Below are 23,859 nucleotides of genomic sequence, written 5' to 3'. Positions count from 1 at the left end.
ACGGAATCCTATTTCCACACACCTGTTTTTGCTTCCACAGTCCTGTACAAAACAGTTGCAATTTTCTATATTATAATTTCAAAATGACCCAAAGTCAACTTTTCTTTTGAATATTATTGACTTTTGGTCATTTTTATTGTATATTACTTTTAGTCTTAAAAATGACTAATAGTCATAATTTAAAAGGGAGGCATGAAACATGGTGAATGCAGGTAAAAAAATAGTGAAGTATCGGGTTGTCATCCTGATACTCGGCATTTTACTTCTGATACCATCGGCTTTGGGATTCCTGAAAACCAGAGTCAACTACGACATACTTTATTATCTGCCTGATAATATCGATACGATGAAGGGGCAGAACATCCTGATGGATGAGTTTGGAAAAGGTGCTTTCGCAATGGAAGTTGTGGAAGGCATGAATACCAAAGATGCGGCTGAAGTAAAGGAGAAAATCAAAAGTGTAGACGGCGTTGCGGACGTCATTTGGTATGATTCCATAGCGGACACTTCCATGCCCATTGATATCCTGCCTGATAAACTAAAAGATGTGTTTAAAACAGAGGATGCCACTCTGATGGCGATCTTCTTTGATGACACGACTTCCGCAGACAGCACTATGGATGCCATAACGGAGATCCGCAGTGTTACAAATAAACAATGCTATCTGAGCAGCATGTCTGCAGTGGTCACCGACATCAAGCAGCTTTCTGAAAAGGAAACCCCAATCTATGTACTCATCGCCGTTATCCTGAGCTGTATTGTGCTTTCTGTATTTATGGACTGCTGGATACTGCCTGTTTTCTTCATGCTGAGTATTGGAATGGCAATCCTCTATAATATGGGAACCAATTACTTTCTCGGAGAGATTTCCTATATTACTAAGGCTTTAAGCGCGGTGCTCCAGCTTGGGGTTACCATGGACTACTCTATCTTCCTGTGGCACAGCTATCAGGAGAACCAGCAGCGTTACCCGGGAGATAAGGAACGGGCAATGGCCCACGCGATTTCCAATACATTTTCCTCTGTGGTCGGAAGCTCCGTTACAACAGTGGCCGGCTTCATTGCACTTTGCTTTATGAGCTTTACTCTTGGAAAAGACCTCGGCATTGTCATGGCAAAGGGCGTCATATTTGGTGTCATAAGCTGTGTCACCATACTGCCCTCCTTCCTGCTTGTTTTTGACAAACTGATTCAGAAAACAACGCACCGCTCCATTATACCGAGCATGGAGAAACCTGCAACGTTTATAACAAAACGCTTTAAGGCTTTCATTCTCCTCTTCATCGTACTGCTCTTACCCGCTCTCTGGGGATACAGCAAAGCGGAAGTTTACTATAACCTGGATGCAACTCTGCCGAAGTATCTGGAGAGTATCAAGGCAAATGACAAACTGGCAGACGAATTTGATATGAATGCCACACATATGGTTCTGGCAAATGCAGATCTTCCGGCCAAGGAAGCAAAAGCGATGCTGGATGATCTGTCCGATGTGAAAGGGGTCAAGTTCGCGCTTGGGCTCGACAGTCTCATCGGCTCCGCCATTCCCCGGGATGTCATACCTGACGGACTGACAGAGACATTAAAGGCCGGTGACTGGCAGCTGATACTGGTACAGTCCGAATACAAGGTAGCGACCGACGAAGTTAACCACCAATGCACTGTGCTGAATGATATTGTAAAAAAATACGATTCTTCCGCTATGCTGATCGGCGAGGCCCCCTGTACGAAGGATCTGATCACGATCACCGATAAGGATTTTAAGGTGGTTAGCGCGGTTTCCATTATCGCCATATTTATCATAATCGCACTCGTGTTTAAATCCATATCACTGCCAGTGATCCTTGTTGCCGTCATTGAATTTGCAATCTTCATTAACCTGGGAATCCCCTATTTTACAGGGACAAAAATGCCCTTTATCGCTTCTATCGTCATTGGAACAATACAACTGGGGGCAACCGTTGATTATGCAATCCTGATGACAACCAGATACAAAAAAGAGCGCTGCAGAGGAAAAGCAAAAAGGGACTCTATACAGATTGCGGTTTCTGCTTCTGTCAGTTCGGTTATTGTGTCTGCCCTGGGCTTCTTCGCCGCCACATTTGGAGTCGGGCTTTATTCCGATATTGATATGATATCCGCCCTATGTACCCTGATGGCCCGGGGAGCTGTCATCAGTATGTTTACAGTTATTTTCATACTGCCATCCATGCTGATGGTCTTTGACAGAGTCATCTGTGCTACTACGAAAGATATGCGCGGATGTATCAAGAAGAAAGAGAAGCCGGCCGATGAGGCCTGCGCTAATGTCTGAGTTAAGGGATTCCCTGCGGGAATAAATAATTGGAGTCAACAGATTTATTGAGGAGGTAAACTGATATGAAAAACAGAGAATATAAGACACTCGTAGCAATCGCACTGGCTATGTCCATGGCAGCCGGCACACTGGCCGTGCCTGTCGCCTGTTATGCAAAGGAGAACACGGCCAAGACGGAGGAATCCGCTGTCAAAGATACCAAGACATCCGAATCCCGTGTCAGGCCTGTAAAGGACGAAACTGTATATGCCAAAATAGACGGCAGCGGCTCCGTTACAGCCGTCACGGTGTCTGACCAGCTGAAAAATGTGAAGGACGCGTCAGAAATTAAAGATGTTTCCACGCTGGAAAATATAGAGAATGTCAAGGGCGATGAACCATTTACCCAGAAAAGCAGCAGCATCACCTGGGATGGAGACAGCAAGGACATCTGCTATCAGGGGACGACAACCCGGGCTCTGCCAGTGGGTGTTACAATCACATACACGCTGGACGGCAAATCCATCAGCGCCGGCGAGCTGCAGGGAAAAAACGGTCATCTGCTGATACGTTACCAGTACCAGAACACATCGGGAAAAAACGGCAGTGAGTATACGCCGTTTCTGATGGTAACCGGACTGATTCTGGATGCTGATAAGTTCACGAATATTAAGATCACGAACGGTAAACTTGTCTCCGACGGTGACAGAGACATGGCTCTCGGCATGGGGCTTCCCCAGGTAAAGGAAAACCTAGGTGTGACTGATTTAGATATACCGGATTATTTTGAGCTGGAGGCCGACGTAACAGACTATGATGCCGTGGAGGGTATTACAATCGCAACTAACGATGTATTTAACAGTCTGGAGACGGATAAACTGGATGATCTGAACGACCTGAAAAGTTCCATGAATAAACTGCAGGATTCTGCCAATCAGCTGGTGGACGGTTCGGGAGAGCTGAAAAGCGGGCTGGATACACTGCTCTCCTCCTCCGGCACACTGACGGACGGAATCGGACAGCTGGTTTCGGGCAGCAGCGCCTTAAAGGAGGGAACCGAAACACTGGCCACAGGCAGCAATGAACTCAGGGATGGAAGCGCTGCCCTGACTGAAGGAGCCTCCCAGCTGCTGGACGGAACCGGCGCATTAAACACAGGCGCCGGAGAACTCCATGCAGGATTGAATCTGGTTTCCGGCAAGGTGACCGATGAGCTTCTCCCCGGAGTTCAGGCACTGGATGCAGGCGTCCAGGAGATGCAGAAGTCTCTTGGTGCCCAGCTTCCTGCATTGTGCCAGGGAATCGCTGTCCTGAATGACGGAATCGCCCAAACCGCCGCCGGTGCCGCGGCTCTGGATGCAGGAATCCAGCAGGTAAGCGACGGAGCCGCGGCTCTGGACGCAGGTACCCAGCAGGCAGCTGCGGGGGCTGCGAATCTGAATAGCGGTATACAAGAGACTGCCGCGGGTACCGGTGAGCTGTCCGCTGCCGCGTGGCAGCTCGCCAATGCCCTGTCAGCAGGCCCAGAGAGTCAGGCTGCAGGCGATACTACCAGCAGCTGGGATGAAGTGACACAGCTTCAGGAACTGGAAACCACCCTCCAGGGCTGTGAGGATCTGCCGGAAGGCACACTGGAAGCCCTCGAGGGCGTGATTGGCAGCCTCCAGGCAGACCAGAACGAACGGGACAGCCTCGCCAATACTGCTCCTGCATCGGATAACAGCGCACTTTCCCTTCTGGCCCAGGAGGTTGCTGCAGGAGCCACGGCAATAGACACTGCTTTCCACGGAGATGGTACAAATCCCGGTATTGCAGGCGGGGCAGCATTCTTAAGTGCAGCGCTGAATGATGGGGATCCCTCCAACGGAGTGCCCAGTATCACCTATGCGGCATCTGCTCTAAATAATGCATTGAATACCGGCGATTCCAGCACTGGCACCGCCAGTATCCGGGCCGGTTCTGCCGCGCTGAATGCAGCCCTCAACACCGGCGATGCTTCAACCCAGACCCCAAGCATAAAAGACGGAATCGGCTCCCTTAATGAAGGAGTTAACGGTGAGAACGGACTCAGTACACAGGTAAATCAGGGAGTTTCCCAACTCAAGGCCGGCACATCACAGGTTCTTGGCGGGATCGACGGGAATGCAGGTCTTGCAGCCGGATTGAAGCAGTTATCCGAAGGCGCGTCTCAGGTAAACACCGGTGCAGGAACCTTACACGAGAAGATGGGGGAGGCCAGCAATGGCGCTTCCAGCCTTATGGAAGGCGCTTCCCGGATCGCTTCCGGTGCAGGTGACCTCAATACCGGAGCAGGCACGCTTGCGGCAGGTATCCAGACACTGCAGACCGGTTCCGGCGCGTTGATCGACGGCGTAAAACAACTTGATGACGGCGCAAAAACACTGAATGACGGCATGATTCAATTCAATGATGAAGGCATCAAAAAACTGGTCAGCGCATTTGACGGAGACCTCGACGGACTGCTTGATAAGCTGAACACGATGATAGATTCCTCCAAAAAATATACGAATTTCTCCGGAATTTCAGACGGAATGGATGGTGAAGTGAAATTCATCTTTGTTTCTAATAAATAATGTACTAGAGCGTGTCTGATTCCTCGGCAGCAGCAAAACACTGTCTTCGTTCCGGCGGTTACATGACTTTTATTTCTCATGTGCGCCGGAACTGCAGCGGTATTTTGCTGCTGTCTGATTTTTAAAATAATTTCTTGATATCTCCTCCCGGATGCAGAACTTTATGATCTCGCCGTAAAATCCTGGTACAGTGAAATTATTGGAGTATTTGTGCCTTAGCCTGCATATAATAAGATGTATAGAAATATCATAAGGAGGGGCTATATGATCTATTTTATAATAGGCGTGTTTTTGTTTTGTCTTATCACCTTTGTTTTGTTTTGCATCCTGCACTGCAGCACTCTTTATGACCGACTGACAGATGACGAGCAGCAGGAAAAATTTCTGCGCCTTTACATGGACAAGTAATTATTTGCAGCAGCCCGGGCCTGCGTTATTATTACAACTATTCATTGCCTCTTCTTTGTTTTCCCTTTATAATATTTTATAATATCTTATTCTGCAGCTTACTGCCGGACAAGTTTCGAAAGGATGAAAGCAATGAAAAAGCCAGGTTACTATTCTTCCGGTGAGTTTGCGCGCATGGCTCATGTCACTCTGCGCACAATCCGTTATTACGATAAACAGGATATATTAAAACCCTCTCTTGTCACAGAGTCGGGAGCACGTTTTTATACGGATGCCGATTTTGCGCGGCTTCAGCAGATTCTCTTGCTGAAGTACCTGGGTTTCTCTCTGGATGACATCCGTCAGATGACCATAAATGATTCCGATTACCACTTTATGCTGAACTCACTGCATATTCAGCTAAAGCTCGTTCAGGATCGGATCGAGCAAATGCAGCTCGTTGAAAAAGCAATCCAGGATACCGCGGAAGTGATTCAGAAGGAGCATAACATTGACTGGAGCCAGATGCTGAATCTCATCCATCTGACCGGCATGGAAAGCAGTTTGAAAAATCAGTATCAGAATGCTTCTAACATTTCTGCAAGAATCAATCTCCACAGCCTATATTCCCAGAATCCACAGGGCTGGTTTCCATGGATCTGTGAACAGTGCCGGATTGAGCCGGGAATGGAAATCCTTGAAATTGGATGCGGAGACGGGACACTTTGGAAAGAAAACCTTTCAAAACTCCCGGCACATGTTCATATCACACTGTCCGATATCTCTGAAGGAATGCTCCGGGATGCCCGCCGGGCTGTTGGAGCAAAGGACTCCCGTTTTTCTTTTGAGGCCTTTGACTGCCACCGGCTTCCCTTCGAAGAGCACAGCCTGGATCTGGTTATTGCCAACCATGTGCTCTTCTACTGCGAGGATATCCCACAGGTATGCAGCGAAGTACGGCGTGTTCTGAAACCGGACGGCCGCTTTTTGTGCAGCGCCTACAGTTCCCGCCATATGGCGGAAGTCAGCCGGCTTGTACATGAATTTGACGAGAGAATCATGCTTTCGGCAGACAAGTTATATGAAAAATTTGGCCTTGAAAATGGCGCCGGTATCCTAAAGGAATATTTTGCGGAAACGGACTGGAGACTCTACGAAGACTCCCTGCTGATCCCGGAACCGGAGCCGCTGATCTCCTATATTCTTTCCTGCCACGGCAACCAGTATCAGTATATTTCAGAACATTATACGGAATTCCGCGCATTTGTAAAAAAGAAAACAGCAGGTGGGTTTCATATTACAAAGGAGGCCGGATTATTTATCTGCACTCCCAAAAAGTAATGCTTCATCCATGCCCAACTGAGTTTTTTTCCATAAAATTCTTAAGAATTTATGAAAAGGCTTGAAGGTGACCTTAGGTCACCTTTTATAATATACACACAGCTTGAATCAGAACAACTAATCTTTGATACCAGTAGTCCATACAGATAAAGGAGATTTCTTATGAAAGGAATTATTTTAGCAGGAGGTTCGGGGACGCGCCTCTATCCTCTGACAATGGTAACCTCCAAACAGTTACTGCCGATCTATGATAAACCCATGATTTATTATCCGATGTCCGTGCTCATGAATGCCGGCATCCGCGATATTTTAATTATTTCCACGCCACAGGATACTCCCAGGTTCAAGGAGCTTTTAGGCGACGGACACCAGTTCGGAGTGGAGCTTAGTTACGCAGTGCAGCCAAGCCCGGACGGTCTGGCTCAGGCGTTTATCATCGGCGAAGAGTTTATCGGAAATGATACCGTTGCCATGGTACTCGGCGATAACATTTTTGCCGGCCACGGGCTGAAAAAAAGGCTGAAAGCTGCAGTCGAAAACGCAGAATCAGGCAGAGGTGCCACCATTTTCGGCTATTATGTGGATGATCCGGAGCGTTTTGGAATCGTTGAATTTAATAACGAAGGAAAGGCCATTTCTATAGAGGAAAAACCTGCAGCACCCAAAAGCAACTACTGTGTTACCGGCCTGTATTTTTATGACAACAAGGTTGTAGAATACGCAAAAAGCCTGACGCCAGGGATCCGCGGAGAGCTGGAGATCACAGACCTGAACTGTATCTATCTTGAAAATAACAGCTTGAATGTGGAACTGCTCGGTCAGGGCTTCACCTGGCTGGATACCGGAACTCACGAGAGCCTCGTGGAAGCCACTAATTTTGTTAAAACGGTGGAATCTCACCAGCACCGCAAGATTGCATGCCTGGAGGAAATCGCCTATATGAACGGATGGATCACCAAAGATGACATTCTGGAGGTCTATGAGATATTCAGGAAAAACCAGTACGGCCAATATCTAAAGGACGTTCTGGACGGAAAATTTCTGGATGTCCTACATTAATAACAGTTGAAAACAAAGAATATACTATAAGGAGACTATCACCATGACAATAATCGTAACCGGCGGCGCCGGATTCATCGGAAGCAACTTTATATTCCATATGTTAGACAACTACCCGGACTACCGCATTATCTGCCTGGACTGTCTGACTTATGCAGGCAATCTCTCTACTCTCGCACCTGTAATGGATAACCCGAATTTTCGTTTTGTAAAAGAAAGCATCACAGACCGCGCTGCAGTGGAGAAATTATTCGAAGAGGAACACCCTGACATGGTCGTGAATTTTGCTGCTGAAAGCCACGTGGACCGTTCTATTGAGAACCCGGAGGTGTTCTTGGATACAAACATCAAAGGAACTGCCGTACTGATGGATGCCTGCCGCAAATACGGCATCACCCGTTACCATCAGGTATCAACCGACGAGGTATACGGCGATCTGCCTCTGGACAGACCGGATCTCTTCTTCACCGAGGAGACGCCAATCCACACGAGTTCCCCCTACAGCTCCTCCAAGGCCGGAGCAGACCTGCTTGTAATGGCCTACTACCGTACCTATGGGCTTCCGGTCACCATCAGCCGCTGCTCTAACAACTACGGGCCGTATCATTTTCCGGAAAAACTGATTCCGCTTATGATTGCGAATGCGTTAAACGACAAACCGCTCCCGGTCTACGGCAAGGGAGAAAATGTCCGTGACTGGCTCTATGTCGAAGACCACTGCAAGGCAATCGACCTAATCATCCACAAGGGACGCGTGGGGGAAGTCTACAATATCGGCGGACACAACGAGATGAAAAACATTGATATTGTTAAGATCATCTGTAAGGAACTCGGCAAGCCAGAGAGCCTGATCACATATGTAGAAGACCGCAAGGGCCACGACATGCGCTACGCGATTGATCCAACCAAAATCCATAATGAGCTTGGCTGGCTTCCGGAAACAAAGTTTGCGGACGGCATCAAAAAGACCATCCAGTGGTATCTGGATAACAAAGACTGGTGGGAAAACATTATTTCCGGCGATTACCAGAACTATTATGAACAAATGTATGGGAACCGCCAGGAATTATAATTCGTTTTTTAATGAAATGGAGTGACTATATGAAGGTTTTAGTAACAGGTGTTAAAGGACAGCTCGGGTATGACTGTGTCAATGAACTGAGGAAACGGGGCCATGAAGCTGTAGGTGTTGACATTGAGGAAATGGATATTACCGATGCAGCTTCCGTAAACAGCGTGATCAGAGAAACCAATCCGGATGCGGTGATACACTGTGCTGCCTGGACTGCGGTAGATGCCGCTGAGGAGGAAGACAACAAAGAAAAAGTACGTCTGGTTAATGCAGTCGGAACACAGAACATAGCGGATGTCTGCAGGGATCTGGACTGCAAAATGCTCTATCTCTCCACCGACTATGTATTTGACGGCCAGGGCACAGAACCGTGGCAGCCGGATTGTACAGATTATAAACCACTGAGCGTATACGGTAAGACAAAGCTGGCCGGAGAACTGGCTGTTTCCCGGACACTGGACAAATATTTTATTGTCCGTATCGCCTGGGTATTTGGAAAAAACGGGAAAAATTTTATAAAAACCATGTTGAATCTGGGCAAGACACATGATACCATAAAGGTTGTCAGCGACCAGATCGGAACTCCAACTTATACTTATGACCTTGCAGTATTATTAGTAGATATGATTGAAACAGAAAAATACGGCTACTATCATGCAACAAACGAAGGTGGATACATCAGCTGGTATGAGTTCACCAAGGAAATCTTCCGCCAGGCTTTTGAGATGGGGCGGCCGGAATACTCTCCCGAGCGGCTGAACGTCATTCCGGTTACTACGGAGGAATACGGCATATCAAAGGCTGAACGCCCGTTCAACAGCCGGCTGGACAAAAGCAAGCTGACAGAAAATGGATTCACACTTCTCCCCACATGGCAGGATGCCGTGCGGAGATATTTACAGGAAATTGAATTTTAGAAAAGACGTTCTGAGATCTGAGCAGATAAACTTAGTTATACAAGGGCCGAAAGAATGTTTTTGGCCTTTCAACAAGGATTGAAACAATATCAGGAGGTAAAGATGGGACAGATTAAAGTAGAAAAGAATGTTGGCGGCATCCATGGGCTCTGTATCATCGAACCTGCCGTCCACGGCGATTCCAGGGGATATTTTATGGAAACTTACAACCAGAAGGATATGGAGGATGCAGGTCTGGCCATGAATTTTGTGCAGGATAACCAGTCCAGTTCAAGCAAAGGCGTACTGCGCGGGCTCCATTACCAGAAGGAATATCCCCAGGGAAAACTGGTAAGGGTCATTAAGGGGCATGTATTTGATGTTGCCGTTGACCTGCGGAGCGAATCCGAAACTTATGGCAAATGGTTTGGTGTTGAGCTGACCGAAGAAAATAAAAAGCAGTTTTATATACCGGAAGGCTTTGCACACGGATTTTTGGTACTTTCTGATGTTGCAGAGTTCTGTTATAAATGTACGGATTTCTATCACCCCGGCGATGAAGGCGGGCTTGCATGGAATGACCCGGAGATCGGCATCTGTTGGCCGCAGGTGGCCGGCGAGTATAGGGGCAGCGCTTCCGCTGACGGGTATCGGCTGGAAGACGGGACTGGGCTTATATTGAGTGAGAAAGATCAGATGTGGGATGGGTTTCGGGGGACTTTTAAGTTTTAGGGGCCCCCTGAAACTTATAGATCTTTATTTACATCCTTATTCGCTGGTTTGGATATTTGATAGACAGTAAGTACATAATCACAGAAAGTAAAATCAGCCGCAAAGTTGCGGCTATTTTCTTGTCTTTTTTTATTTATTAAGTTTTATTCATATGGGATTTTCAATGGCAAGGTAGGTATTGTTCTGCTGGCAAATATATGGATACGGTATAGTTATTTTCATCCTGACACACTCGGTTCTTTATAGTCTGAATATGTCTTCTTGCTTTCCTCTTACATTCACTGAAGTAAATATGTAATCTTAAACAGTTTTAAAACTATTATGAAACTCATGTATATAAAATTTTTTATAATGGAGGTGGATTTTTCGCTTTCATCTCATGTAATATATAGATTTCCAATCTTAATGCAGAATCAACAATTAAATCATGGCCCGCTAGGATGCTTTGCGTAATGATATCTAGCGCTATTCGAATATTGGAAATGCCTTCCTCAAGTTTAAACTAAACCTTTCTCTTTTATCATTTTCCCAATATTAGTGTTCAAACAAAGTATGTTGTTCAGAATCCTTTCTCCAGGGTATTTGGTCGCTTGTGCTTTCTCTTTCTAAGTACTTGGATATAAGAAAAAAGCGTAAGATTTCCACACATCTAGTTTACAGTAATCATAGCGCTCTCCTTTTCATTCTCTTTTCTTCCTATTGCTCTTCTATTGGCTGCCATAATCAACGGCTATGACAGCTAATATGATATCTGGTATTGAATCCCTTTTATTATTTTTATCTAATTTCCTAAGCGGAAGAATTTAACGGAGTCTCCTGCTCTTTTGGTTAGTCGAATTTCATATATCATATTTATCGGAACATGCTCTTGGATAATTGTCTAAGTATAAATTGGAGGTCAATTGACGGGATTTGGAATGTACTAATAATAACAATTATTTCCCTTTTTGACGTAGACTTACCTGTTTTAACTCAAAATAAGGAAAAATTTGAAGAGATTGGCACAACTGTTGTGATATCTGATAAAAAAGTAATTAATATCTGTAATGATAAATGGTTAACGTATCAATTTTTATTAAAAAATGGATTCTATGTGCCCAAAACTTTCATTTCATTGGAAAAGGCATTAGTTAATGTTAAAAATGAACAAATCTCATATCCACTTATAGTAAAACCTAGATGGGGGATGGGATCTATTGCAGTGTTTGAAGCAGAAAATGAAGAAGAATTGAAAGTTTTCTATGAGAAAACGAAAAGAAATATTTTAAAGACATATTTAAAATATGAGTCTCAGGAAGATATTGATACCAGTGTATTGATACAAGAAAAAATAAACGGCCAGGAGTACGGATTGGACATTATTAATGATCTTTATGGTAATTATCAAACAACCATTGCAAAAGTAAAATATGCAATGAGATCAGGTGAAACTGATTGCGCAGTTACTATTGCAGATAATCGCCTAAAAGCGCTTGGAAAAAAGCTTAGCAGCTGTTTACATCATGTAGCTAACCTTGATGTCGATGTCTTTATAGTTGATGATAAACCTTATGTGTTGGAAATGAATGCAAGATTTGTCGGGGGATATCCATTTAGTCACATGACGGGAGTAAATCTACCACTTGCAATTGTGAACTGGTTACAGAATATTTCGTTCGATAAAAAGTTGTTAACAGAAAGAATTAATATTATGGGACAAAAGGATATTAATCTAGTAAGGCTACATATTAAACCAGAGGTTTCTATTAACAAAATCAGAACAGAAGAACAAATATATCGTACTGTGATAGAAATGCAAACACTCTTAACTCCGTCGTTGACTGAAAGGAAAATAGATCTACAATCTTATTCGAAAAAGCTATGTTATTACGGAGAGGTCTGGAGAATACAAGACACTCAGAATAGAATCATTGGCATATTAGCAGCGTATATGAACGATAAGTAAACAAAGACGGCTTACTTAACTCTACTTGCAATCTCACCCAAATACAGGGGCCAGCATTTAGCAGAAAAAATGTTGAAAATTGCAGAAGACAATGCTATTAAAAATGGTATGCTGAAATTCAAGTTGGAGGTAAGAAAATCCAATATTACAGCAATCGGTTTTTATGGAAATTTTGGTTATTGTGTGACTGAGGAAGTAACTCCTGATTCTTATCTTATGGAAAAAGTACTGTAGTTAGACGAGGAGAATAGCGATGATGAATAATAATATTTTAGTAACCAGATCATCCATGCCAGAAATAGAGGAGTATATTGAGGAGATAAAAGATATATGGGATACACATTGGCTTACTAATATGGGAATTAAGCATAAGCGTTTGCAAACGGAGCTAAAAGATTATTTAGGAGTTGATCATATTGATCTTTTTACAAATGGCCATATGGCATTGGAGTTATATTTACAGGCAATGAACTTGCAAGGAGAAGTTATTACCAGTCCATTTACATTTGCTTCTACAACACATGCGATTGTGCGTAATGGGTTAGTGCCGGTATTCTGTGATATTAATCCAGTTGATTTTACGATGGATGTCTCAAAGATTGAGGAATTAATTACAGATAGAACATGTGCGATTATGCCTGTTCATGTTTATGGAAATATCTGCGATATTGAAGAAATACAGCGCATTGCAGATAAGTACGGACTGAAAGTCATATATGATGCCGCTCATACTTTTGGTGTTCATTATAAGGGGCAAGGTATCGGCTCTTTTGGAGATGTATCTTGTTTCAGTTTCCATGCTACAAAAGTATTTAATACTATTGAGGGCGGAGCTGCTTGTTTTAGAAATAAAGACTTTGGACTTAATCTATATGGTTTAAAGAATTTTGGCATTCGGGGACCGGAAACTATTGACGGTGTAGGAGCCAATGCAAAAATGAACGAGTTCTGTGCTGCTATGGGGCTTTGTAATTTAAAACATGTAGATGATGAGATTGCAAAACGTAAATTAATAGTAGAAAGATATATGAGTTATTTGAAAACTGTTGATGGCATTCAAACTAATCTAAAACAAAAAAATGTACAACCCAATTATGCATATTTTCCTATAGTGATTGATGAAAAAGTATATGGTTCTACTCGGAATGAAATATATAAAATGCTATCAGATAATAATATTGGAGCAAGGAAGTACTTTTACCCGTTAACTAATACATTTGATTGCTTCCATAGACAGTATGATGCTGCTAAAACTCCAATAGCTTTACATATTAGTAAAAGAGTACTGACTTTACCATTATATCCTGATCTTGCGTTGGAGGATGTTGATCGAATTTGCAAGATTATTTTAAGATGTAAAAAATAGGCGTTATTTTAGAAACGAACACAAGAATGATACAAGAACACACAGTAATACTGGAAGCGTACTTAAGATTTCTAGTCAGGCAGCGTGACATCTTGGTCGGATCTGCGTCAGATCATCACGTAACCTTTATAACATTTATAATTAGTTTTCTATGATTGTAGTACCCTCTTGTATAGAGCGTGGCGAGAGAAAGGACCAAGATCTATCAAAAGGTCAGGAAGTCGCACATATTTGGTGTTATAGTACTGCTTGCAGGCTTCCATGCCGAGAGCACTTGCCAGATAACTTTTTCCACTGCCTGTTGCACCAGTATTAAGTAAGTTACGGTGTTCAGTGATATATTCACTGGTTGCAAGTCTGTTGAGTAAAGACCTGTTTAACTTGTGCTCTGATGTATAGTCGATATCCATGAAATTTGCATCAGGCTGGTAGAATTCAGCCTTCTTAATCAGTCGATGAAGACGATTGCTTTTACGACTGCTGTATTCGATATCAACCAGCATTCCGATATGATCTTCGAACGGAACTTCCTTCGTGGGTCTGAGAGTTGGTTACGAAGTACATCTGCCATAGCAGAGAGACGCATTTCGATAAGTTTATTCATGGTACTTTGGTTTGTCATAAGCGGTTACCTCCTGTAATAGCCGGCACCTCTTGTGATACCGTACTTGTTTGCTATTGTTTTGTTCTCTTTTCCTTGTGCATCAAACTTATCTTTTCCTGTTACGAGGATGTTTTTGATACTCTTGTAGCTTGGAGTTGATGTATAATTGAGAGCCTTTGTACATGCAACTTCTAAGTGTTCCACCGAATACTTGTCTGCCAGTTTCAAAAGTCCCATACAGCCTCGATAAGTTTGTTGCTCCACAGTTTTGGAGGTAAGGATGCTGTCAACAACTTTGAAGGTACTTTCGCCAATACGTTTTGCCCATTGATAAAAACGATCACCATTCCACTCCAGATATTATTTATTCTATAATGAAATTGGCAATGTGTGACTATCATTATGGGAGGTCGGTAATTATGGTAAATTATCAAGAGATTCTCAGGCTTGACAGCCTCGGATATTCGCAGCATCAAATCGCTGCAAGTGTCCACAGTTCAAGTAATATAATACGTGAAGTTCTTCATGAGTCAATAGCCAGGGGGCTTAGCAGCTACTTGATGACTATTTGACTAATGAGGAGATTCTAACACTGCTATTTCCAAAAAGAGTGGAAATGGCATCCAAAGGAAAGGAGTCGGATTATAATTACATTCACAAGGAACAGGCACGTTCCGGTGTAAGTCTCACACTGCTATGAACAGAATACTGCAGCACATGCAATGCAGAGGGAGTGATGTCCTACATGTATTCGCAGTAATGTGATAAGTATCGCCTTGGGCACATGTTACCAAAGTGACTATGCGTATCAAGCACAAGCCTGGGGAGACAATGCAGGTCGATAGGGCTGGAACCACGCTTCAATATCAGAACCCTGGCACCGGTGAACTAATTGATACGAATTTATTTGCTGCCGTTTTACCCTGTAGCTACTATGCTTATGCAGAGGCCTGCAACGATATGAGACCGACGAACTAGCTAATGTGCCATGTACATGCTTATCGATATTTTAGCGGCGTGATATGTTTATGACTACCCAATAATCTTAAAACCGGTATAGTAAAGAACACAAGGTATGATACCATTCTTAACAACAGCTATCAGGAAATGGCTCAATACTATGAGACTGCAATAGTTCCGGCAAGAATCCTGCATCCTAAGGATAAAAACCTTGCAGAAGGAATAGTTAAATTTGCAACCACATGGATCATTGCAACTCTGCGAAATCGTAAATTCTTTTCTCTTGAAGAAGTCAAGCTTGCTGTGGCCGAGAAGCTCTTAGAGCTTAATCATTATCCCTTTAAAAAACGGGAGGGATGCCGCCACAGCGCTTTTACCGATGAAGAAAAGGCATTTATGAAGCCGCTCCCTTTGCCCCCGTATGAACCGGCAGTCTGGCCCACTGAAAAGGTTCTTCTTGATTATCTCATAAATGACGGAAAAAACAAATATCCCCTTCGCTTTGATCTTATTGGAAAGGCGGTGGACATCCGGCTGACAAAGGTGACTGTTGAGGTCTTTTATTATGGCTACAGAGTGGCCTCTCATCCAAGAGCAGCTAAACAGCTGCGGGATCCGATTACTCAGCCGGAACACATGCCGATAAAGCATCGCAAATATCTAACGTACAACGCAGATGAATTTATCCGTGGGTCGGAATCAGTTGGCAAATACACAGCCCAAGCAGTTCACTACTTCCTAAACGCCGGAAGGTAACCCGAATAGGAATACAAATTCTGCGCTAGTCTTACCAAACTTTGAGACAAGTATAGTCAGGACAAAGTGAACGATGTAAAAAAGCTAACGCCGGTATCAAAGAGTCACGGTATCACACATGCTGCTTGTTTCCAGAGGGGAGGTGAGCAGGTATGATCACATAGGGCACAATCGATTCCCTCAAGACGATTAAGCTAACTGCTATGGTTGCAGAACTTGAACATCAGTTGGAAGCCTCTTCTACCTATAGTACCCTTGGTTTTGAAGAACTTCTGGGCCTGCTGGTTGATGCAGAATGGAATCGTAGTCAGGTGAATAAACTGGCTCGATATATCAAAGCATTACACTTTTCGGTGCCAAGTGCCACAGGAATCCTATGATCTCCTTACGATTGCAGAATCCAGCTGTGAAAAGGGTTCCATGATTTTCTGTACACAGTATGATCCAGATGAATGGTATGAACGCATCACTCCTGATCCTAATGTTGACAGCCCTATTTCGGAGGCTATCATGGATTGGATTATTCACAATTCTTACGATGTTCTGATACAGGGGAAAATTTCAATGCGTGAACGTCACGGATTAAAAGCTTCTCAAAAGGAAGGCCTCGAATCATGACGTACCGCGAGTTGGAAATCGAATTAATGGTTGTACAGGAAAACAACAGTGAAGCCGAAGAGGCTTTTAGCAAACTTCGGCAGGATTATCACGAGCACCGAAAACATACCGACCAGCTTGAAAGCATTCAAAGGAAACGTGAGATTTTATTCCTTGAATTCTGGGGGTGGTAAAGAAATATTTGGTTGTGATTTATAACATCAGTAATATCTGTTATTCGCTGAATGGGTCAGTCTCCGTGAGAGTGAGTTTCGTCCTCCGCGAGACTGGGTGTAAAAAACTGTGCAGAAGGAGTTCTGTCGTCAGAACATTCATGTTTCAACAATAGTAGTAATATCACAGTCGGAATTATCGCATTGGTATTCATATGCGTTTACGTAAAGCCAGGTGGATTTTCTACTGAGACCGGACTTTGGTTCCAATCGTTCCGGGCTGAGGTTCCACTCATTCCGGTAACGTTTCAACTTCTTATAATAAAATTATTCATCGTTTTTTTGATGTAAGTCTATTATAAAGAGCCCACCCATTATGCCCAATTATCCTGAAGACCTTCGTCTTAGGATTAATCAAACTGGCATTGCCAGCAGTTGTGAATGCTCCTGGATAAAGTATCGGAATGTTTTAAATCAGGCCACAGAACTGGACATCACATGGCCTTTAAAGGCTGAAACCACATAGGAAGATCCAGAAAACTTTTGTACCCAGATAAACATGTCCCATCTGTGGAATGCAGACATTCTGATTACGTATAGATCAATAAATAAATGATGCGCAATGGAGTTACTTTGAAACTGCTCTGGAAGGAATACTGCAAAGAATGCGATCAAATCAACAAGTTGCCTCTCATGTTTTCACAGTTCTGTTTTTATTACCATAAGCATCTTGAAAGAAACCATTCTACTATGCATATCCCTAGAAAACCTATCTAGCAAATTGAAGTGGACTGGGAGGTGACACCTCACAAGTGATTGATCCATCAACTGGTGAAATCATTCCCTGTTAATTATACGTTGGTGTCCTGGATTACAGTCTGCATGCATATGGAGAAACATTCTTATCCAGGGATATGGAAAGCTAAATAACAGCGTATGTCTACATGTATCAATACTTTAGTATTTGTGCGCGAATGCTAATCACGTACAATTTCTGTACAGGTATTGACCATAGCGATTGATATGCACCAAAAATTAATAAGACGTGTCATGAAATGGCTGAGCATTATGATATTAATTACATTTCTGGAAGAAAACTGAACAGAACCTTCATTGAACGGCTGTCCCACCGCCCCTCACCTATTGTGGGTACACTACGAAAGTGTAAAAGTATCCAATATATCTTTATAATATACAAATTCCAATATCCTAAAAATACAATAGAAAATCTGTGAACATTAGGAAAAACACATTGCTCACAGGTCTTTATATCAATTTTATGTTTAATTCTTATACTTTTCTAACATATAGTATAATTTTAGTTAACTTATTTGGTACTCATAAAATTCCTCCCGTTATATTTCATCAAGACTTCTTTCTGCCTATTTAGGGATACTTCTGTATAAATTTGTGTGGTCACTATACTGTTATGTCCCATCAATTCTTGTACATCCCGAATATTTGCTCCATTATTCAGAAGCTGGGTCGCAAGACTATGACGGAGATAGTGCGGCGTTGAATGTGGATTTATTTTTGAAAGTTCCCTATATTTATAATAAATATTTTCTATACTAAAGATACTCAGTCGGCCCCCTGATTTATTAACAAACATTGCTGAATCCTCTGGCGACATTTCCCGGCGTGTTAATAGCCAGTTATTCAGTTTTTGACATACAATCGGCGATGATATAAATAGCATTCGTTCCTTTTTACCTTTTCCATGTATAAGAACGGAACAATCCTCTCGATTATAGTCCTCGATATCTAAAGCGGCAATCTCACCAATTCTAAGGCCCAGGCAAAATAAGAGCTCTATAATACACATATTACGAATGCAAAGACGGCGATGATATTCAGAGGATACCGATTGAAATTCAGCAGAGACTGAAGAAATCAAGCTTTGAATTTCGGTTTTTGACAAGATTTTGGGTAAATTTTTAGGGATCTGAAATTTGCGCGAAGAAAATTTAAAAAATACCTCTTTCATTTCAAGTACCTTATTTACAAAATCGCAATATTGTCTGATAGAAACATATTTGCGTCGGATACTGCGAGGAGACAATTCAATTTCGTTTTGTAGATATAAAAAATACAACATAATGGTATCAGCATCTAATTCGTTGTAACCGCGGAGATCAACCCATTTAATCATATTATCAACATCATTTTTGTAAGCATATAATGTTTTTGCTCCCTGGTTTCTCTCTATTGATAGTACCTCTACGAACTCACCTGCAAGTGCTGCCTGTTGCCTGTAATTGTATTTCATGATAACCACCTCTCTTTAGTAATCTGTTGTCAGGGTTCTTCAGGAAAAGGACTGCATGGAGAACGGATTCTATGATGTATTTGCTTCATAATTAATTACCTTAGCAGATTTGAAAAGTAACAGACTTATTATCGCACATTTCTGTGAGATGTTCTATGTTAAACACAAAATATGTGAATATATGTCATATAACAGTTTATTTTGGCTTTTGAAGAATATAATTCTAAATAGTCAATGCGTTCCCGACTTTTTTAATATAGTTATAGACATGTTTATTGATATTTTTACAGGTGTTAGTAGATTTGTAAATTAAAGCCTGAATAATACATCTCCTATCTCCTACAAAAGTATGAACGTATATTTTTTAGCAATATGTCTTGCAGAAACAATTATGGTGTGATAAGCTAATTATATAATTACTAATCGTATAATTAGTAAAATTCTTGCGAATTTAATTTATTTACCAGCATCTGTCTTTTAAAATTAAGAATATCATTATATGAAAATAATCCGGGTTATGTTGGGAGGTATATTATGTTTATAGGTAGAAAACGCGAACTTAAAAAGTTAAATACTCTATATAAAAGTGATCAATTTGAGTTCGTTGTATTTTACGGAAGAAGACGTGTAGGCAAAACGACTTTAATAAATGAATTTATAAAGGACAAGGCTTCTATATATTATATGGCTGTTGAGGGTACACGAAAGGAAAATCTGCAGGGATTTTCTAAAGCATTACTTTCTGATGCCGGATTAAAATCTCATTTTCCCGAATTTTCGGATTTTGCTACATTATTAGATTATATTGACAGCTTATGTTTGAAGCATGAAAGATTAATCATCGCAATCGATGAGTTTCCTTACCTGGCTGCTTCCTATCCTGCAATCTCATCTATGCTTCAAAGTCATATTGATCAGTGTTGGAAGGATAGTAGTTTATTTTTTATTTTATGTGGTTCATCAATGAGCTTTATGGAAGAACAGGTTCTTGGATATAAAAGTCCGCTTTACGGACGAAGAACCGCACAATTTAAGATTCATCCGTTTAGCTATTTTGAGTTCAGGCCTATGTTAGAAAATTTTTCTCAGGAAGAGCAGGCAATTTTATATGGCGTAACTGGTGGAATTCCTGAATACCTTGCAAGAATTGATACATCACTGACAGTAGATGAGAATATTATAAATCTGTTCTTCGATGAAAGTGGACGATTATTTGACGAGCCATCCAATCTGCTGAAACAGGAACTGAAAGAACCAGCAACGTATCATTCTATCATTTCCGCAATTGCCAGTGGTGCAAGCCGAATGAATGAAATCGCTACAAAAACAGGTCTTGAAACTAGTGGATGTAGCAATCAGATTTCCTCTCTTATAACTTTAGGAATTGTAAGTAAAGAAGTTCCAATAACCGAAAATGTATCAAGTAAAAAAACACTTTATCATTTAGAGGATAATATGTTTCTCTTCTGGTACCGCTTTGTTCGCCCCAACTTAAGCAGCATAATACGCGGGATAGGAGAAACAATTTATAAAACTCTTGTGCGCCCGCAAATTAGCGATTTTATGGGAAGTGTATTTGAAGAAATATGCCAGCAATACCTTTACCTCCCCGAAGTTTATGTTTCTCTCCCATTTCCTATTGGAAACAGTGGCCGCTGGTGGGGGAATAACCCGGCTAAAAGACGGCAGGAGGAAATTGATATAATGGCGGTTCAAGAAGAGAGTGGACTTTTCTGCGAATGTAAGTGGAAAAATAGTCCCGCTGCTTTAGATGTAGTACTTCTTTTAAAAGAACGTGGGGAATTATTTCATTATGAAAATAAATATTATATTATATTTTCAAAATCCGGATTTACAGACCAAGCAGTGGAGTATTCTAAGTTGCATAAAGATACAAAATTAATCTCTTTCGATGATATAAACCGAAAGATAATCAGCTAATCAGATTATATAGCGATAAAGTTAAGTAGGAGGCATGTTATAACTTCACCTGCCTCCTGCTTTATTTGTAGTATAGCTAATTTACAGTTCTAATATCTATTCGTTAATTTTATCTTTTGAACGGTCCATAAAATTCCAAATCCGATTGCCGCTCCAATAACGTTAGTGATCACATCATCAGTCTGACCATAGCCCATCTTTGTAACTACCTGTGTGACTTCTATTACCATACTTGTTATGAATGCCGATAATAAACATAACCCCAAATTTCTCATATGCGCCCATAGCTGTGGCAATAAAAAGCCAAAAGGTATAAACATAATTATGTTTTCCACTACATAGGCATGGCTCTGTGCAGTTGAGCCAACTGTAGAAAATGGTATAAGCGATATCATATCTCTGGATCCAGGCTCTCTGGAAACTAGTGCAATAAAAAGAACTGCTACGATATATGTTATAAGACAGAATTCCAAGATTCTGACTCTCCCGTGTACGTCTCCCTGTTTTAGAATTATATGTAAAACATGAATGGCTGTAACAATAAACCCACATAAAATTCCTATATATAAATGCTACTCTTAGACTGAGCCATTTTTATTCCAAACGCTGACTTGAAAGTGAGCCACTTAAAAAGTACTCTGAATAAAAGTCTTTTTATTCGGAGGGAAATAAGGTGGTTATCACAATGCAAGATTACGATGATATTCGTAGGCGTTTCCTTGCTGGCGAAAGTCAGCGACATATCGCAAAAACGATGGGCATTTCCAGAAATACCGTTAAAAAATATTGTGAAGGGAATGCTGTCCCCTGGGAACGGAAAACGCCTGACCGTGAATCGACGATTCTTACACCAGACGTAGTCCGATTCATACAAAACTGCCTTGATGAAGATTCCCGTCAAGGTCTTAAAAAGCAAAAACATACCGCAAAACGTATCTATGACCGGCTTGTTGAAGAAACCGGATTTACAGGTGGGGAATCTACGGTCCGTGCAAAAGTCCATGAACTAAAGGAATGCAAGCCTAAAGCATTTATTCCTCTTCAGTTCGAACATGGCGAGGCAATGCAGGTGGACTGGGGAGAAACTACGGTTTATCTCGACGGTCAGAAAACTGTGATTAATCTTTTCTGCGCGCGGCTTTGTTACAGCTGCAGACCAGTTGTACTTGCCTATCGTCATCAGAATGAAGAAAGTTTTCTGGATGCATTCGTTCGTACTTTTGATATCCTGGGCGGAGTTCCCCATAAGGTTATCAATCCTTCTACCAGTCCCTTTTCATGTCCTTCAGCAGGATTACAGAAAAGAGCAGAAAAACTGTAGTGAGCCGCAAGAGCAGTATATCCTTTCTGCGCCTGCGCATGTTTCCCAAATCCATCTTTTACAGCAACTTTACCATTGTCGATTTTTTTTTGGGGATGGGCCCGCAGAAACATACTTGTTCCTGTTCCCTACGCTTCTGATATTTGCGAACTGAATACACTTCTTTTGGAACGCTGCATGAAATATGAAGCACACCAGATTAAGGGCAAACCCGATAAAGTAGGAGTAATGATGGATGAGGAACGTCCAATGTTCCATCCTCTCCCTGGGTACAGATTTGAAACTGCCAAAAGCGCAAACGTCAGAGTGAATGCTTTTTCCACTGCCAGGTTTCGGACGAACAGTTATTCCGTTCCGGTTCAATATACTGGCAGAATGGTAGGAGTCAAAGGGTATCCCGAAACAGTAGAGATCTACTATAAAGGAGCATTGATTGCAGTACATACTCGTTGTTATGGGAAACATCAGAGTATTTACCATCTGGAACACTATATGCCGCTTCTTGAAGAACGGCGGCGGGCGATCCCTGATGCAGCGCCTGTGAAGCAGAATGTTCCGCCGGAAGTTCTGGAGGAACTTCGAAAAAACAACAGCAATTATTCCAGAATGGTCCGCATTCTTCATGATTTCGTTGACAGGACGAAACCCCAGATCCAGGATCCGGTAAAGATCCTTTCGGTTGACCTCCGACAATACGACCAACTGAGTCACAAAGAGGAGGTGAACAGCCAATGAGCATAACACTAATTGAAGATCAGATCCGGATGTATGCGAAGCTGCTTAAGATCCCAACCTTTACCACCTATAAAGAAGCACTCCGTCAACTTTCTCCGGATTCCGATATCGGTGAGATCCTGCTTTCATTAATGAAAACAGAGTACGAGCAAAGGCAGGAAAATCAAAACCTGCGCCGCCTCAAGAGAGCGGGATTTCCATTTACCAAAACATTGGAAGAACTGGATCTGTCACGCTACAGTGGTTCCATAAACGAAATCTTTATGAACGAACTGGCAAGCTGTAAGTTTATCAAGGACCGCAGAAATATCACAATGTTGGGGAATCCAGGCAGGGGTAAAACGCATATGGCAATCGGTCTGGGACTGAAAGCATGCTCCATGGGAATGTCAGTTCTGTTCAAAAATGCATACTCCCTGTCAACGGAACTTTCCGAAGCCCGGGATAACTATTCCCTTGGCAAACTGGAAAAACGGATCCAGAAGGCAGATCTGCTGATACTGGACGAAATGGGGTATGTCAGTTTTGACCGCTACCAGTCAGAACTCCTGTTTAAGATCATCGCTGACAGAAGCGAGCGAGGCAGTATTATAGTAACAACAAACCTGCCATTCTCTGAATGGACAACTCTTTTTGAGAACACAGCCATGGTAGCCGCTATGATCGACCGTCTGACATTTCAGTCCTATGTGCTGGATATGAACGGAGAATCGTATCGGCTGGCCAAAACCAAAGAAGCCAGGAAGTAGAGGTGGCTCACTTTCTGGCCATCACTGGGTGGCTCAAAATCAAGTCAGCGAATGGCTCACTTTCTAGTT

General features: G+C 42.3%; 19 protein-coding genes and 2 pseudogenes. 17 read left to right on the top strand and 4 right to left on the bottom strand.

The window, feature by feature from the left end; translation table 11 throughout:
- Positions 1 to 199: 199 nt before the first annotated feature.
- The 11 genes and pseudogenes from MWG26_RS02345 (at position 200) to MWG26_RS02295 (ending at position 13,685) form a co-directional block, all read left to right on the top strand.
- Positions 200 to 2,311 (top strand): efflux RND transporter permease subunit, encoded by a 2,112-nt coding sequence (locus MWG26_RS02345; RefSeq protein ID WP_025654500.1) that lies wholly within the window; start codon positions 200 to 202, stop codon positions 2,309 to 2,311.
- 65 nt (positions 2,312 to 2,376) lie between these two features.
- Positions 2,377 to 4,887 carry a hypothetical protein gene (locus tag MWG26_RS02340; RefSeq protein WP_117440876.1) on the top strand — a complete coding sequence of 837 codons (2,511 nt, stop codon included), beginning with the start codon at positions 2,377 to 2,379 and terminating at the stop codon, positions 4,885 to 4,887.
- A gap of 264 nt (positions 4,888 to 5,151) precedes the next feature.
- Positions 5,152 to 5,295, top strand: coding sequence for a hypothetical protein (locus tag MWG26_RS02335; RefSeq protein ID WP_153919697.1), 144 nt, complete (start codon positions 5,152 to 5,154; stop codon positions 5,293 to 5,295).
- Positions 5,296 to 5,427: 132 nt separating this feature from the next.
- Positions 5,428 to 6,615 (top strand): MerR family transcriptional regulator, encoded by a 1,188-nt coding sequence (locus MWG26_RS02330; protein WP_025654496.1) that lies wholly within the window; start codon positions 5,428 to 5,430, stop codon positions 6,613 to 6,615.
- A 162-nt stretch (positions 6,616 to 6,777) separates the two neighbouring features.
- Positions 6,778 to 7,674: a glucose-1-phosphate thymidylyltransferase RfbA gene (gene rfbA, locus MWG26_RS02325; RefSeq protein ID WP_055152546.1), complete on the top strand. Its 897-nt coding sequence runs from the start codon at positions 6,778 to 6,780 to the stop codon at positions 7,672 to 7,674.
- Between the two features lie 43 nt (positions 7,675 to 7,717).
- Positions 7,718 to 8,746: a dTDP-glucose 4,6-dehydratase gene (rfbB, locus tag MWG26_RS02320; protein ID WP_117440875.1), complete on the top strand. Its 1,029-nt coding sequence runs from the start codon at positions 7,718 to 7,720 to the stop codon at positions 8,744 to 8,746.
- A 29-nt stretch (positions 8,747 to 8,775) separates the two neighbouring features.
- Positions 8,776 to 9,663, top strand: a complete 888-nt coding sequence (rfbD, locus tag MWG26_RS02315) for a dTDP-4-dehydrorhamnose reductase (RefSeq protein WP_025654494.1) — start codon at positions 8,776 to 8,778, stop codon at positions 9,661 to 9,663.
- Positions 9,664 to 9,765: 102 nt separating this feature from the next.
- Positions 9,766 to 10,374, top strand: coding sequence for a dTDP-4-dehydrorhamnose 3,5-epimerase (gene rfbC, locus MWG26_RS02310; RefSeq protein WP_025654493.1), 609 nt, complete (start codon positions 9,766 to 9,768; stop codon positions 10,372 to 10,374).
- Positions 10,375 to 11,242: 868 nt separating this feature from the next.
- Positions 11,243 to 12,319, top strand: a complete 1,077-nt coding sequence (locus MWG26_RS02305; protein ID WP_025654492.1) for an ATP-grasp domain-containing protein — start codon at positions 11,243 to 11,245, stop codon at positions 12,317 to 12,319.
- Between the two features lie 15 nt (positions 12,320 to 12,334).
- Positions 12,335 to 12,553 (top strand): annotated as a pseudogene (locus MWG26_RS02300) (GNAT family N-acetyltransferase); the annotation flags it as partial.
- A gap of 22 nt (positions 12,554 to 12,575) precedes the next feature.
- Entirely contained in the window at positions 12,576 to 13,685 is a 1,110-nt protein-coding gene (locus MWG26_RS02295) for a DegT/DnrJ/EryC1/StrS family aminotransferase (protein ID WP_025654491.1), read from the top strand.
- 158 nt (positions 13,686 to 13,843) lie between these two features.
- Here MWG26_RS02295 and MWG26_RS22995 read toward each other — a convergent pair.
- Positions 13,844 to 14,307: pseudogene (locus tag MWG26_RS22995) on the bottom strand (ATP-binding protein); the annotation flags it as partial.
- A gap of 6 nt (positions 14,308 to 14,313) precedes the next feature.
- Positions 14,314 to 14,526, bottom strand: a complete 213-nt coding sequence (locus tag MWG26_RS23140) for a hypothetical protein (protein ID WP_025654490.1) — start codon at positions 14,524 to 14,526, stop codon at positions 14,314 to 14,316.
- Positions 14,527 to 15,396: 870 nt separating this feature from the next.
- Between MWG26_RS23140 and MWG26_RS02280 the strand changes: the two genes are divergently transcribed.
- Together MWG26_RS02280 and MWG26_RS02275 are read left to right on the top strand one after the other, a co-directional pair.
- Positions 15,397 to 16,005, top strand: a complete 609-nt coding sequence (locus MWG26_RS02280) for a Mu transposase domain-containing protein (RefSeq protein ID WP_025654489.1) — start codon at positions 15,397 to 15,399, stop codon at positions 16,003 to 16,005.
- Between the two features lie 614 nt (positions 16,006 to 16,619).
- Positions 16,620 to 16,796: a hypothetical protein gene (locus MWG26_RS02275; RefSeq protein ID WP_154253251.1), complete on the top strand. Its 177-nt coding sequence runs from the start codon at positions 16,620 to 16,622 to the stop codon at positions 16,794 to 16,796.
- 1,306 nt (positions 16,797 to 18,102) lie between these two features.
- Here MWG26_RS02275 and MWG26_RS02270 read toward each other — a convergent pair.
- Positions 18,103 to 19,044: a tyrosine-type recombinase/integrase gene (locus MWG26_RS02270; RefSeq protein ID WP_025654484.1), complete on the bottom strand. Its 942-nt coding sequence runs from the start codon at positions 19,042 to 19,044 to the stop codon at positions 18,103 to 18,105.
- Positions 19,045 to 19,578: 534 nt separating this feature from the next.
- Between MWG26_RS02270 and MWG26_RS02265 the strand changes: the two genes are divergently transcribed.
- Complete coding sequence (locus tag MWG26_RS02265) at positions 19,579 to 20,985, top strand: ATP-binding protein (RefSeq protein WP_025654483.1); 1,407 nt, start codon at positions 19,579 to 19,581, stop codon at positions 20,983 to 20,985.
- A gap of 89 nt (positions 20,986 to 21,074) precedes the next feature.
- On the opposite strand, the gene MWG26_RS02260 is transcribed toward MWG26_RS02265, so the two are convergent.
- The gene (locus MWG26_RS02260; protein ID WP_025654482.1) at positions 21,075 to 21,458 is read right to left on the bottom strand and encodes a VanZ family protein; all 384 of its coding nucleotides are present in this window, start codon (positions 21,456 to 21,458) and stop codon (positions 21,075 to 21,077) included.
- A 212-nt stretch (positions 21,459 to 21,670) separates the two neighbouring features.
- On the opposite strand from MWG26_RS02260, the gene MWG26_RS02255 reads away from it, so the two are divergent.
- The 3 genes from MWG26_RS02255 to istB all read left to right on the top strand — a co-directional run bounded on the left by MWG26_RS02255 (position 21,671) and on the right by istB (position 23,790).
- Positions 21,671 to 22,306 (top strand): transposase, encoded by a 636-nt coding sequence (locus MWG26_RS02255; protein WP_049915360.1) that lies wholly within the window; start codon positions 21,671 to 21,673, stop codon positions 22,304 to 22,306.
- Between the two features lie 177 nt (positions 22,307 to 22,483).
- Positions 22,484 to 23,041 carry a Mu transposase domain-containing protein gene (locus MWG26_RS02250; RefSeq protein WP_049915358.1) on the top strand — a complete coding sequence of 186 codons (558 nt, stop codon included), beginning with the start codon at positions 22,484 to 22,486 and terminating at the stop codon, positions 23,039 to 23,041.
- A complete protein-coding gene (gene istB / locus MWG26_RS02245) occupies positions 23,038 to 23,790 on the top strand; it encodes an IS21-like element helper ATPase IstB (protein WP_025654481.1) in 753 nt (250 codons plus the stop codon). Before MWG26_RS02250 ends, istB begins: the two co-directional genes overlap by 4 nt.
- Positions 23,791 to 23,859: the final 69 nt, after the last annotated feature.

The sequence above is a fragment of the Faecalicatena contorta genome (genome assembly GCF_022835095.1).
GTDB lineage: Bacteria > Bacillota > Clostridia > Lachnospirales > Lachnospiraceae > Faecalicatena > Faecalicatena contorta.
Note: the sequence above shows the minus strand (reverse complement) of the source record. Positions and strands in the feature narration are given on the sequence as shown.

Excerpts from the sequence above, each read along its gene's own strand:
- MWG26_RS02250 (WP_049915358.1), top strand. The coding sequence starts at position 22,484 with ATGAAATATGAAGCACACCAGATTAAGGGCAAACCCGATAAAGTAGGA.
- istB (WP_025654481.1), top strand. The coding sequence starts at position 23,038 with ATGAGCATAACACTAATTGAAGATCAGATCCGGATGTATGCGAAGCTG.
- MWG26_RS02340 (WP_117440876.1), top strand. The coding sequence starts at position 2,377 with ATGAAAAACAGAGAATATAAGACACTCGTAGCAATCGCACTGGCTATG.
- rfbB (WP_117440875.1), top strand. The coding sequence starts at position 7,718 with ATGACAATAATCGTAACCGGCGGCGCCGGATTCATCGGAAGCAACTTT.
- MWG26_RS02345 (WP_025654500.1), top strand. The coding sequence starts at position 200 with ATGGTGAATGCAGGTAAAAAAATAGTGAAGTATCGGGTTGTCATCCTG.
- MWG26_RS23140 (WP_025654490.1), bottom strand. The coding sequence starts at position 14,526 with ATGGGACTTTTGAAACTGGCAGACAAGTATTCGGTGGAACACTTAGAA.
- MWG26_RS02270 (WP_025654484.1), bottom strand. The coding sequence starts at position 19,044 with ATGAAATACAATTACAGGCAACAGGCAGCACTTGCAGGTGAGTTCGTA.
- rfbC (WP_025654493.1), top strand. The coding sequence starts at position 9,766 with ATGGGACAGATTAAAGTAGAAAAGAATGTTGGCGGCATCCATGGGCTC.
- MWG26_RS02335 (WP_153919697.1), top strand. The coding sequence starts at position 5,152 with ATGATCTATTTTATAATAGGCGTGTTTTTGTTTTGTCTTATCACCTTT.
- rfbD (WP_025654494.1), top strand. The coding sequence starts at position 8,776 with ATGAAGGTTTTAGTAACAGGTGTTAAAGGACAGCTCGGGTATGACTGT.
- MWG26_RS02295 (WP_025654491.1), top strand. The coding sequence starts at position 12,576 with ATGAATAATAATATTTTAGTAACCAGATCATCCATGCCAGAAATAGAG.
- MWG26_RS02280 (WP_025654489.1), top strand. The coding sequence starts at position 15,397 with ATGGCTCAATACTATGAGACTGCAATAGTTCCGGCAAGAATCCTGCAT.
- rfbA (WP_055152546.1), top strand. The coding sequence starts at position 6,778 with ATGAAAGGAATTATTTTAGCAGGAGGTTCGGGGACGCGCCTCTATCCT.
- MWG26_RS02265 (WP_025654483.1), top strand. The coding sequence starts at position 19,579 with ATGTTTATAGGTAGAAAACGCGAACTTAAAAAGTTAAATACTCTATAT.
- MWG26_RS02330 (WP_025654496.1), top strand. The coding sequence starts at position 5,428 with ATGAAAAAGCCAGGTTACTATTCTTCCGGTGAGTTTGCGCGCATGGCT.
- MWG26_RS02275 (WP_154253251.1), top strand. The coding sequence starts at position 16,620 with ATGACGTACCGCGAGTTGGAAATCGAATTAATGGTTGTACAGGAAAAC.
- MWG26_RS02255 (WP_049915360.1), top strand. The coding sequence starts at position 21,671 with ATGCAAGATTACGATGATATTCGTAGGCGTTTCCTTGCTGGCGAAAGT.